Origin of the sequence: Streptomyces sp. NBC_00457 (assembly GCF_036014015.1) — a bacterium.
Classification (GTDB): Bacteria; Actinomycetota; Actinomycetes; order Streptomycetales; family Streptomycetaceae; genus Streptomyces.
In genome coordinates this window covers 8,512,603-8,524,969 of record NZ_CP107905.1, presented here as the reverse complement: position 1 = coordinate 8,524,969, position 12,367 = coordinate 8,512,603, and the positions used below count along the sequence as shown (strand labels likewise).

At 72.5% G+C, this 12,367-nt stretch carries 7 protein-coding genes; all 7 read right to left on the bottom strand.

All coding sequences use genetic code 11. The annotated features are described in order from the left end of the window. Nucleotides 1–90: 90 nt before the first annotated feature. Entirely contained in the window at nucleotides 91–987 is an 897-nt protein-coding gene (locus OG828_RS38980) for a peptidoglycan-binding protein (protein ID WP_210574815.1), read from the bottom strand. Beyond that, on the bottom strand, nucleotides 987–2,534 hold the full coding sequence (locus tag OG828_RS38975; RefSeq protein WP_328503833.1) for a DUF6519 domain-containing protein: 1,548 nt from the start codon (nucleotides 2,532–2,534) through the stop codon (nucleotides 987–989). Before OG828_RS38975 ends, OG828_RS38980 begins: the two co-directional genes overlap by 1 nt. 77 nt (nucleotides 2,535–2,611) lie before the next feature. After that, nucleotides 2,612–4,768: a hypothetical protein gene (locus OG828_RS38970; protein WP_328503832.1), complete on the bottom strand. Its 2,157-nt coding sequence runs from the start codon at nucleotides 4,766–4,768 to the stop codon at nucleotides 2,612–2,614. Continuing rightward, a complete protein-coding gene (locus OG828_RS38965; protein ID WP_328503831.1) occupies nucleotides 4,768–8,529 on the bottom strand; it encodes a putative baseplate assembly protein in 3,762 nt (1,253 codons plus the stop codon). Before OG828_RS38965 ends, OG828_RS38970 begins: the two co-directional genes overlap by 1 nt. Continuing rightward, complete coding sequence (locus tag OG828_RS38960) at nucleotides 8,526–11,624, bottom strand: putative baseplate assembly protein (protein WP_328503830.1); 3,099 nt, start codon at nucleotides 11,622–11,624, stop codon at nucleotides 8,526–8,528. The genes OG828_RS38965 and OG828_RS38960 overlap by 4 nt, the downstream gene beginning before the upstream one ends. Next, a complete protein-coding gene (locus tag OG828_RS38955) occupies nucleotides 11,621–12,007 on the bottom strand; it encodes a GPW/gp25 family protein (RefSeq protein WP_328367611.1) in 387 nt (128 codons plus the stop codon). Before OG828_RS38955 ends, OG828_RS38960 begins: the two co-directional genes overlap by 4 nt. After that, complete coding sequence (locus OG828_RS38950) at nucleotides 12,004–12,348, bottom strand: hypothetical protein (protein WP_328441444.1); 345 nt, start codon at nucleotides 12,346–12,348, stop codon at nucleotides 12,004–12,006. The genes OG828_RS38955 and OG828_RS38950 overlap by 4 nt, the downstream gene beginning before the upstream one ends. Between the last annotated feature and the right edge of the window lie 19 nt (nucleotides 12,349–12,367).

Genomic DNA, 12,367 nt, shown 5'->3' with positions numbered 1-12,367 from the left:
TTGTCTTGCGGGTGCGGGTTGACTGTGGCTTGTCGCGCAGTTCCCCGCGCCCCTTTCGGGGCGCGGTCTGCACGCGTGTCTACAAGTCCCCTAGCTGTGGGGGACCTTTAGCTTGTCCCAGCTGACCTTTCCCGGTATGCCGTCCGCGTCCTTGCCCTTGAAGCGGAGTTTGTGCTGCCAGGCCTGGTAGGAGCGGCGGTCGGCCTCGGTCCATTCGGGGCTGGGGCCCTCTTCGTAGCGGCCGCAGCCCTCGGCGACCAGGCGGCGGCCCATCGCGGTGATGATGGGGGACTTCTGGCCGACGTGGAAGAAGCCGCTGCCGGGGAAGGGCTCGTAGGTCGGCTTGGGCGGGGCCGGCTTGGGGTCGGGTTCCTTGCCGCCGGTGTCGCCGCCCTTGCCGGCCAGGCGCTGGGCGATGCGCTTGCGCATGCCGTCCATGGTGAAGCCGCGTGGGTCCACCTTGCCGGGCTGCCACTCCTTGTGGCCGATGACGGAGCGCTCGGTCCAGCCGTGGTGGCGGCAGATCGCGGCGGAGACCTTCTCGATGGCTTCCTTCTGGACCTCGGGCCAGGGGTCCTTGCCGTTGCCGAGGTTGATGCACTCGAAGCCGTAGAAGTGGCGGTTGCCGTCGGTGTCGGCCTCGTTGTCGGGGGGCAGTTTCGTCTCGTTGATCACGGCACGGAGGACGTCGTTGTCGCCGAGGCCCGCGTGGTTGGCGCGGCCGTTGCCGACGAGGTGGATGTGGCCCTTCTTGTCGATGACGCCGTGGCAGAGCGGGCCGGGCAGGCTGGAGTAGCCGTCGTAGCAGATGTCGACGGAGGCGTTGGTGCCGGAGGTGACGGTGTGGTGGATCATCACGCCGTTGACCGGACCCCAGGGACCCTTGCCGTTGCGGTTGTGGTGGCGCCAGTTGCGGACCTCGTGGACCGTCAGGCCCTCCGCGCGCAGGATCTCCACCATCTTGGACGCGCTCAGTGGCTTGGCCATCACTCGTCTCCTTCCGCCGCGCGCTCGGCGTCCGCCGTGGTCTGCGACCGGCCGCCCGAGGGGTCCTCCGCCGTCTGTTCCTCCCGGCGGGCCTGGGCCTCGGCCGCCAGGGCCGCCTCGTCCGCCGGCGGGATGCTGCTGGCCAGCGCGGTGAACGCGAGCCGCAGGTCCACGGTGCCGCCCTCGCCCTTCACCAGCGCGAGCGGGGCGTAGGAGCGGACGATGCCGGCCGGGGCCTTGAGGAGGGGGCGGCGGGCCGGGTCGGCGGGCCACTCGACGCTGCCGGTGGCGGTGCGGGCGGGGATCAGCCAGTGGTCACCGGTCCGGTACGTGGCGCCCTTGGCGAAGTAGACCTCGACCCCGTCCTCCAGGGGCAGCCACTCCCCCTCCTCGATCCGCACCGCGCCGCCCTTCAGGGCTGCCGTACGGCCCTTGCGCTTCGGGCCCCCTTGGTGGTCCCAGCGGCGCAGGAACGGATTGAGGTGGGGCAGCCGCCCGACCTGGCCCTCCGGCTCGGCGGACAGCCGCACCCGGCGGCCCGGCAGGTCCAGTTCCTCGACCCGCAGCAGCGGCAGGGGTTCGAGGCGGGAGGCGTACGCGGTGTCGGTGAGCTCGACGTGGTCGCCGACGTCGAGGTCCAGTTTCTCGTCGTGGCCGAGGGTCGCCAACTGCACCCAGGTGCCGTCGAGTTCGTCGACCGGGAAGACCACGGAGCCGTTCTCGCGGGACCACTTGAAGGTGGCGTCCTTGGCCTCGCCGCCCTCGTGGATCTCGACCCGGTACAGCTGGTTCTCCGGGCCGCGGTAGCGGGCGTCGGGCTTGACCAGGCACGGGTCCTCGTCCGCGTGGTCGGGCCGTTCGCTGCGGGCGGCGAGCCGGGCGGTGGGGGTGGACTGCTTGTGCGCCCACTGGGTGAAGGCGGACCGGACGTCCTCCTTCGGCGGGTTCACGTCCTCGATCTCCAGCGCGGCGAGCGAGAGCGGCAGCACCTGCCAGACGACCTTCACGCGGGCGGCGGTGTCGGGCAGCGCCGTGCCGAGCGCGACCTCGCGCAGCGCCGGGTCCTCGGCGGCGCTGACCGCGCGCTCCCACACCTTCAGATAGACGAGGAACGGCGACTGGGTGGGCGAGGGCAGCCGGTCGCCGGGCTTCTCCCGGTCACGGAAGCCGTCGGGCTGGTCCCAGTACGTCCAGTACGCGGGCGGCTGCGCGGTCTCCTGCTCGTCGGCGTCCTCGTCGGGGACGGGCGTGCCGGGCGCCGGGCGGTTCGCGTCGAGCAGGATGCCGTCGACGTAGTAGCGGCCGCCGTGGATGTGCAGGGTGTCGATGTCGTGCTTGCCGCCGATGTACTCGATCCGGAAGCCGGCGGCGTCGCGCGGACCGCCGTGCTGTCCGATCAGGTCGGCGGCGAGAGTGCGCGCCCGGTGGAGCTCGATCGCGGTCTGCTCGTTGGCGTCGGCGTCGAGCTGGACGCGGCCCTGCTGGGCGATGACCGCGGAGTAGTGCCGCTCCGGGCGGAACGTGGAGCGGGAGAGGTCAGCGTGCATGAAGGGGGTCCCCCTGGTTCAGGAAAATGCGGGTCGGGCGTACGGCGGCACTGCTCATGTCTCTAAGAAGATCCCGGTCATGTCACGAAGAAGATCCCGGCATCCGTGCCCGCGGGCGTGTACTCCTCCAGCCGCGCGCGCAGACCGTCCTCGCGCTGCGGCCGGTACAGGTCGTGGAAGGCGCCCATCTCGGCGCCGTCGTCGGATCCTCGCCGGATCTCCTCGGGGCCGCGGTCGGCCAACTGCCCGTACCACGGGGTCCCGTAGCGCACGGCGGCGAACAACGGGCGTACGGCTGTGCAGCGGTGACGTCGTGGGGTGCGCGAGCCGGCGGGCACGGCCGAGTACCGGATGCAGCCGATGCCGCGCCTGGCCACGTGCAGCTTCCCGGTGAGGACGGAGTTCTCGACGATCTCCACGGCGTGCGTGTGAATTTCGCCGATCACGGTCGTCCGGTGCAGATGGAGTACGGCGTGGGCGTGGCGGCAGTCCGGGGCGGACAGGGCCTCGCGGTCGTCGCCGGTGGCGTCGAGGATGGTGTCACGCAGGTGGATGCCGAGGGGTTCCTCCGTGACCTCGTCGCCGATGACCTCGATGGTGCCGAGGATGCTGTGCTCGACCTGGAGACAGGCGGTGGTGCGTTCCAGGACGACGCTGGGTTCCTCGGGCGAGTGCGGCTCGCACTCCGGCTCCAGCGACCAGCCCGGCACCAGTGTGCAGTGGCGTACGACGACGGCGCCCATCGGGCCGGTGACGTTGATGCCGCGGCCGGCGACGAGGAGCCCGTCGATGACGAGGCGGGGACGCTCGTGCGGGGCGCAGTCCTCGGAGACGGCACGGATGTTGAGGGCGTCCGGGCGGTTGCTGTACCAGTCGAGCAGCCGGATCACCGGCCGGGTGCCCTCGGCGGCCCGCAGTTCGAGGCGGTCGCCCGGGTCGAGGTCGAAGTCCAGCTGCTCCTGGTAGGCGCCGCTGTGCGTGATCTCGATGATGCCCTCGGGCCCGGTCCGGTCGGCCCGCCGGTCGTGCTGCCAGGCCCGGTAGGCGTCCATGATCTGCCGGTACGGCTGTCCGGGGCCGACCCGGTACGTCTCCGCGTCGGGCCGCGGCTCCCGGTTCCGCTCGTACTCGCCGCCGCCCATGTCGGCGCCGAACGCGTAGTGGTAGTCCACCCAGACGCCCTGCCGGGGCGCCGACCGGGCGCCGAACGCGATCCGGCCCAGCTCCGGGTCGACGGCCACCTGCCCGCGCTTGGGACGGTAGCGCCACTCGGACAGGTCGGCCACGACGATGTCCTGCGGCGGTACGGGCTTGTCCTCACCGTCGCGCCGGACGACGAAGCTCTTGCCGGGGCCGTAGTAGTCGGCCAGCCGGTCGTGCAGCATGCGGCGGGTGATGAAGGCGGGCACGTTGTCGACCGCGGCGATGTGGGTGGGCGACGGCTCCGGGACGGGCTTGGTGACCAGGGGGCTGTCGTTGCCGAGGATCGAGAAGGTGTAGAGGTGGCGGGCGCGGTCGATGCAGTACGCCGGGGACGACGTCAGCGAGTACGCCTTGAGCCGCCACACGAACAGGCCCACGCCGGCCGGGGTCCAGCCGCCCTGCCGGTAGCGGGAGTCGGCGCTGCGGACGTCGACGGTGCGGGCCGATGTGGTGAACGGGCCGCCCGCGAGGGCGAGTTCGGAGGAGTTCCGCAGGTCGGCGAGGCGCCCGCGGACGGCGCGCTCGGTGCCGCCGTGCAGCTTCACGGGCTGGTTGTGGGCGACCAGGCGGGACAGCTCGACGGCGCGGGCGGGCCAGCCGGTGATCTGCTCGGAGAGTTCCTCCAGGAGGTGGAGGGTGCCCTTGCGGCGGCGGTTGGCGACGGTCGCGGCCACGTCGGCGCGCGGGGCGACGGCCTCGGCGAGTGCCGCCCGGCCGCCCTCGTGCAGGCCCGTGGTGAGGACGCGCTCGTAGCCGGGCAGGGTGCGGTAGCCGACGAGGTCGCCGAGGTATGGCAGCACCCAGGGCGCCGCGGTCTCCACGAACAGGTCCTCGTAGCCCTGCTCGACACCGTCGCGGACCCGGTCCAGCTGCTCGGTGATCACGGCCAGCAGCGCGCGCAGCGCCTCGCCCTCCTCGGCGTCCCGCAGCAGATGCCAGCGGGGCAGCAGCGCGGCCAGCCCGTCGGGCTCCCGGGACGTCGCCGGGGCGGTCGTCGGCTCGAACTGGACGTCCGTCGAGTTCACGGCCATCACTTGACCTCCGTCAGGATCAGGGTGTCCGCGGCCTTCGGCGACAGCAGCGCGAGCTGCGCGGGGCGGATACCGCGGAAGACGAACACCGACCGGCCCTTCGGCAGGCGCCGGGTGTCGGTGATGTCGGGGTTGAGGCGCAGGAGTTCGGCGAGCGGGATGCCGTAGCGAGCCGCTATGGCACTCAGCGTCTCGCCGTCGTCGGCGCGGACGGTGTGGACCGTCTCGTCGTATGTCGCCGGGTGCGCGGGCACGCTCGTCCGCGGGGCGCCGGGGCGGGTGAGCAACTCGGTGAGCCGGGCCGGGGTGGCGGACGCGGGGACGCCGGTGAAGACGTCGACGTCCACGTAGTCGACGCCGGGCACGGTGTGGGCCGTGGCCAGGATGTCGGAGAGCCGGGCGGGCTGCGCCAACTCCCGCCCCTCGTAGCCGAGCCGGCGCAGCAGTGCCTGACGCAGACGCGGCTCCACGGTCTCCCAGGCGTGGTCGGGAGCGACCTTCACCTTGGCCGCCACGACGAGCAGGACCAGCTCGCGGACGTCGACGCGGACCGGCAGGGCCAGGTCGCCGTACTCGGTGAGGGCGGCCCGCAACGGCCGGAGCGTCTCGTCGCCGAGCGGCACGTCGTCCGTGCCCGCGACCGTCACGTGCACGACGCGTCGGCGCCCGTCGAAGAGTTCCCGTGCCGCGGCCCGGCCGATACCGGCGCGGGAGCGGGCGAAGTCCTCGTAGTCCGGCGTGGACACCAGCCGGTCCAGGGCCGACACCGCGAGGGGGATCGTACGGCGGGTCAGGCCGGGCCCGTCCGCGTCCGAACCGCCGGTCGCGGGGCGGGGGTTGGTGACCGCGGTGACGCCGAGCGGCCGGGTGAGGGGCTGGGTGATGCGGCCGGCGGCGACGTTGGCGGCCTTGCCGGTGCCGAAGCGGTAGCGGGCACGGACGTTCTCGTGGCCGCTGGGCAGGCGGGCGCCGTGGATGCCGTCGCCGAACGTGACGGTCGTCCGCCCGTCCGCCGTGCTGCCGGTGATGTAGACCCGCTCGTTCGGGCCGCGTCCGGCGAGGCTGTCGACCTCGTGCCAGAGCACCCCGTCGATACGGATCTCCAGCACCGGCGTGGCGCCGAGGGGGTTGTCGTCGGCGAGCCAGGTGAGCGGGGTCTGCCAGAGCGCGAACGTCTGGTTCACCCGGTCCGAGTCGCCGCTGCCGATCGCCTCCTCGCGGCTCTCGCCGTGGGTGACCTCGACGACGTTGCCGAGCACGCGGACGGTCGATCGCCGGTAGCGGTGGGCGAGGTCGGCCGTGAGGGTCAGCGCGGTGTGGACGTGGTCGCCGGGCAGCTGCGGGTCGACGGCCGGGTCGGCCGAGGCGATGGTGACGACCTCGGTGGCGGTGACGCCGGCCACGCCGGGGATGTCGGTGCGCTCGCCGGTGACGATCAGCGTGCGCCCCGGCTGCAACCCGTCGTACAGCTGCGCCAGTTCGATCTCGTTGCCGTACACGTCCTCTGCGAGCGGCTCGTCCGCCAGGCGCAGCGGCTCCCCCGCGGCGTGCACGGTGGTGTCGCGGATATGGGAGAGCAGGACGTCGAACTCGTCCAGCCAGGGGTCGCAGAGGGTGAGTTCGGTGCCGCGTCCGGTGATGCCGTAATTGCTGTACGCGGCCGTGCGGACGGCGGCCACCTGGGTGGTGACGAACGCCAGCTTGGCGTCGCCGGGAATACCGCCCTGGGCGCCCTTCTTCGGGCGCTGGATGGCGACCCAGCTGCCGACCGTGATGCCGGCGTGGACGGAGTCGAGCTGCAGCACACGGCGGTTGATGGGCTGCGGCTTGCTGGCGATGACCACCTCGACGTTGGGCTCGGCGGTGCCCACCGTGTAGCGCACGCTCACCTCGTACTCACCGTGGGTGAACTGCTCGCTGTCGCCCGGCCGCAGGGCGACCTCCTCGGCCGTGCCGTTGTTGATGCCGACGTGGACGAGGCCGTCGCTGTCGGGACGCGACACATGCAGGGTGCGCTCGGGCAGACCCGAGTGCATCCGGACGGTGACGCCCGGCTCCTGGGAGTCGGCGGGCCGCCGGTTGAGCCAGTTCAGGTCCCTGTCCTGCCCGGCCCGGACCGACAGCTCGACCCGCCCCGGACCCAGCGGAAAGTTCACGAACTGCGGCACGGGCAGATTCTCGGCCCGCTGATCGGAGCTGCTGCCCTCGACGTACTGGAACTCCCCCCGGACCGGCACCTTCCCCGCCGTGTCATACACGACGCGCATGCTGGTCAGCGCCGCCCCGGTGAGCGGCCAGTCCGCCGTACGGATCACCCGCCCCCGGTCGTCCTGCACCGGCTTGAGCGGAGCGGTGGCCCCGAACGGCGCCGCGGTGACACGCATGGCGAGAAGCTCACGGAGAAGCTGGGACGTGCCAGGGGCCGCGGCGGTACGCCAGGCCGGATAGAGCCCGGGATTGAGCGCGGAGAGCAGCCGAACAGGATCGGCGACTCGGCGTGGAGCACTGCTCGGCGCCGGGGCGGAGGAACGCAGGGCGGGCAGTACAGCGCTCAGGGCTTTCAGAGCAGCAGCACGAGAATCGCCCTCCAGGGGCGCGGGGAACTGCGCGACCAGCCCAGACGGCGCCGCACCCGCCAAACCACCAGACTCAACCGTCTGCGCAGGCGCCAATCCCAAGGCCCGCTCACCAAGTTCCGCAAGCACCGCCTCAAGCTGAGCAAACCACTCCGCCACGTCCTCATACGGCGTAGCCAAAACCTGCGCCTCACCAAGCCGCGCCACCGGCTCATTCAGCCGCGCAGCCAATTGCTCCGGCGTCTTCACCGCACTCAAATCCGCCCGCAACGGCGCAAGAACCTGATCCTCGAAGTCCTCGATCAGCCGACTGACCGGACGCGGATTAGGAACCTCCGGAGTAGGCGGCTCATCCCCCGGCTCACCCGGAACCGCAGGCTCGGCGATCCACCGCCGCACCTCATCGACGAGTTCCTTCAGCGTCGGCGGCGCCGACTTCGGCAGCGAAATCGCGGTGATCTCATCATCACGATCGACCCGCGTCTTGGCGACCGGCAGCAACTTCCGCTCCCCACCCGCCCGTTCACCGAACACGAACAGCAACTCGTCACCGGTCTGCAGAGAGTTCGCCGTTCCCTCGACGAACAACTCCGACCGGCGCTCCAGATCCGCCGGCGTCACCAGCGTCGGCCGACGCCGCCGTACCTTCAGCTCGTTCCAGTCCCAGCGCGCCACCAGATCACGGCTGGTCTCGAACGTCTGGGACTGCTCGTCGGCGGACGCCGGCACGCTGTGGCTGCGCGCGCCGCGCGGGATGACCACCGGCAGCGTCTCGGCGCGCGGATCGCGTTCCAAGGTGTAGGCGACGTGGGTGGCCGCCGCGACGCCGGGGCGCGGACGGTGGCCGACGAGCCGCCCGAGCAGCACCAGCGACCGGTGCTCGTTCGCCGTACGGACGTACGCCTCGTCGGCGATCCGCTCGGAGTGGAAGGTGAGCAGGTCGCCCAGGACGGCCGTGGCGTCGAGCAGGCCGATCGCCGGGTCGTCGGGGGTGCGGACGGTCAAGCCCCCGAGCGCCGGGTACGCGGGTGAGGCGAGCCGGTCGAGCAGGGCGGCCAGGAAGGAGCCGTACTCGCCGACGCGGTAGTCCAGCGCGGTGCGGCCGGGCGGGTTGTGGAGCGGGGCGGGGGCGAGGCGCTCGTCGTGGCCGCCGCATGCGCCGCCGCAGGAGCACGCGTCGCTCATCGGGCACCTCCCAGGGATATCGCCAGCAGGCCGTTCTCCGGCCGGTCCGGGTCGTTGTCGCAGGTGGCGATCTCCAGCGGGCCGAGCCGCAGCACGCCGTCCTCCCTCTCTCCTCGGTCCTGTTCGAACAGCCGCCGCAGCCGGGTGACCCGGACGCTCTCCACGCCGGCGACCGCGGCGGCCACGGCGACCAGACGGCTGAGCCGGACGGGTTCGCCGAAGCTGAGCGCGTCGGGGTGGAAGAAGCCGTTGCGGCCGCTGCCCAGCACCCGGTACAGCTCGGCCAGGATCTGCCCGTGCTGGTGGCCGGGCTTGGCACACACGGTCAGCGCGATGTCGAGCGGGACCAGGCGGGCCGGGCCGACCACGAGGTCGTGGCCGATGCGCCGGTACGGCTCCAGGGCCTGCTCGACCGAGGCGAGCAGCGTCGCCGACGGGGCGCCGGCGCCGTATGCGTCGATCGCGATGTGGGCCTCCTGGAGGCTGCCGGTCCAGCGGATCTCCGCGGCGGCCCGCTGTACGCCGGGCAGGGCGGAGGCGAGGGCCGCGTAGTCCTCGGCGGTGACCGCGCGCAGCCGGGTGCGACGCAGGTCGAGCGGGGCCAACTGGCGTACCTGCTCTATCGGTTCGGGTTCCGTGCCGCCGGTGGCGGGCAGTGGGTTGCGGACGACCGCGGCCGGTGGCGGCTCGCAGTCGTCCTGGACGACGAGGTGGTTGACGGCCTCCGCGCCGACGTTGCCCGCGGTGCCGCCGCCGAGCCGGTAGTGCAGGGCGAGACGCGAGCCGGGGGTCGGCCTGGCCCCGTGCCGTCCGTCGCCGAAACGCAGCGCGATACGGCCGTCGTCCTCCAGCTCGCCGACGAAGTGCCGGTCGCGGGAGCCGCTGTCGAACAGATCCCGGCGCGGCTCCCACACGGTGTCGTCGCCTTCGAGGGCGCGTACGGCGGGCAGCGCGCGGCGCGGATCCTGCGCGAGCCCGGCGGTCGCGGAGCCGCGGAGCACCGGCTCGTCGGGGTGGAGTCCGGCCGCGTACGACGGACCCCAACTGTGCGCGATCTCCCAGGCGATGTGGCCGTCGAGGACCGTGCCCGCACGGGCCCGTGCGGCGAGCACCTCGACGCGTTGCAGCTTGGCGTCGAGCAACTGGTCGCTGCGGTACAGCAGTTCCCGCAGGGCGCGGACCGGATGCAGGCGCAGTTCCAGGCGCTCGAGGATCTTCAGGCCGTAGACGACGGTGAGTTCGTCGATCTCCGCGTCGCCGAGTCCGTCCCGGTCCCGGGCGCTGCGCCACAGTTCGACGAGCCGCTGCCGTATCCGCCCGGGGATGGCGGCGATCCGCTCGGCCTGGCCCGCGGACACGGTCCGCGGATCGGGGAAGGGGACGGCCTGGGTGACGGGCGTACGGCCGAGGACCGGCCGGAAGCGGGGCCGGATCCCCGGATAGACGGACTGGGCGAGCAGCGTGCGCAGGGCGGTGGCCTGGGCGTACGCGGTGCCGGGCACGACCCGCTCGTGCCGCTGCCCGGCCCGCTCCAGACCGAGTCCGGCGCGTACGGTCGCGGCCTCACCGACCACCTCGAACAGCTCGCGGACGTCGTCGGGCGTGAGCGCCCGGCCGTCCTCCGCCTTGTCCGTGAGGGAGGTGATGAGCCGCGCGGGCGCGTTGCCTTCCTCGCGGTCGTGGCAGCCGAAGGCCGGGGGGTCGCAGGGGGCGACCACGGCGGGCTCCTGCGGCACGGTGACCGTCTCGGGGAGCCCGGTCAGGGAGCGGCCGTGGTCGACGAGGACGACATTGCCGCGGGCGAGGCTCACGTCCTCGACGGGCAGGCAGTCGCGTCCGCCGCGTGTGGTGAGGCAGAGCGGGAAACGCAGGGCGTCCTCGACGGCCCAGGTGACCTCCAGGACCGGCTGGTCCTCGATGCGGTCGACGGCCGGGGTGACGGAGGTGAGGCGTACGGCCTGGCGGTGGGCCGGGTCCTGGTCGCCGGGGGTGCCGGTGCGCGGGCCCTTCACTTCCTCCAGGATCAGCAAGTCGCCCGGCTTCAGGTCGAGTTGCCGGTCCCGGCAGGTCTCCGGGTCTTGCCACTCGTCCCTGAGCGTGGCCGACGTGGCGCCCTTGGGCAGGGTGCACACCTCGCCGCCCCACGTCCACAGGCGGATCGCGTTGTGCGCGACCCGCAGCTCCAGCGGGTCCGCGGTGACGACCGGTTCGAAGACCTCCACCGAGCCGCGCTCGTCGAGGTCGCCGAGGTCTGCCTCGCCGATGACCGTGCCGGGCTCGGGCCGGTCGTGCGGGTCCAGGGTGCGGACGTCGACGGAGGCGAAGCGGTACGTGCCCGGGGCGAGCGTGTGGTCGCCCGCGGTCTCCACGGCGACGTAGGCGCGGGCCGTGCAGCCGTCGTGCATCGCGTAGTCGATGAGGCGGACATGGCGGCGTACGGAGACCCGGCGGCGCGCGGTGTCGAGATAGGCCTCGGTGGCGACCGCGTCCTGCTGGTAGCTGATCTGGTCACCGGTGTACGCGAGCAGCTCGACGAGGGTCACACCCAGATCGGCGGGGTTGCGCTCGACCCAGTCGGGGGTGGTGAGCGCGAGCCGGTCGAGGAGGAGCTTGCGGATGGTGTCGTAGTCGCGGGCCGTGTAGTCGACGACGGGGGCGTCCGGGAAGTCCGGCTCCTGTGGGTGATCGTCCTTGCAGTCGAAGGGAGTGGGGCAGTCGGGCCGGAAGGCGAAGCTCGCGCTGTGGTAGCGCTGGTCGAAGCCGCGGTACGGCTCCGTGCCCGGGCGGCCGTACGGGTCCGTCTCCACGAGGGCGAACCGATAGCGGGAGGTGTCGCCGGCCCGGTCGAGGGTGACGTAGAGCCGGTCGTCGAGCTCCGGGTCCTCCTCGCGTTCGACGCTGACGTCGACGGCGGTGATGCCGGTGATCCGACGGCCGCCGTCGATACGGACGTTCTCCGGGCCGAGGCCGTGCGGGGCCTTGCCGAGGAAGGTGACGGTGAGCAGCAGCCCGTCGTCGCTGACCTCCACGGCGTCGACTCCGTTGAGCTGGGCGGCTCTGACCTTGGCCCGCCGGGGAGTTGTCGTGTGCGTCATGCGGTGGCCCTCCCTTCGAAGACGTCGTCGCGGCGGGTGCCGTCGGAGCGGAGGGCGTACGACAGGTACACGCGGACGACGTGGTCCTCGCTGACCACGTCGAGGGATTCGACGTCGATGAGGTCGCCGAGCCACCGCTGGAGGGAGGCCTGGACGGAGAGTTCGAGCGTGCTCATCAGCTCCGGGCTGTTCGGCGCGAAGACCAGGTCCAGCAGGCCGCAGCCGAAGTCGGGGCGCATGACGCGCTCGCCGGGGCTGGTGAACAGCAGCTGCTCGATCAGGTCGTGGACGTGCTCGCCGTGGCGGGCGTGCGCGGTACGGCCACGGCGGTCGGCCCGGAAGGGGAAGGCCATGTCGGTGCGGGGGCGGGTGCGTGGGCTCATCGGACGGACACCTTCTGCTGGGAGCCGGTGACGACGGGCGGCCCCTGTGGCACCAGGGCGGCACTGAAGCACTGGCCCGCGGAGGTGTCGAGCAGTGCCGGGGCGCCCGCGAGGGTGACACCGCTCGCGGAGGCCGTGAACCGTACGGACACGCACGGATGCGGTATGCCGTTCACGGTGTGGGTGCAGCCGACGACGGTGTAGGTGTCGGCTGTGGTGGCTACCGCCCGGCCGCCGATCAGCACCGCCTCAGACGGCGCATGTGCCGCTGTGGCGCGCCCCCCGTGCGGGCAGCTGATCACTGCGTCGGCGCCGAGCAGGTTCCCGGAAGTCCCGGACACGATCCTCGTTCCCCCGTTC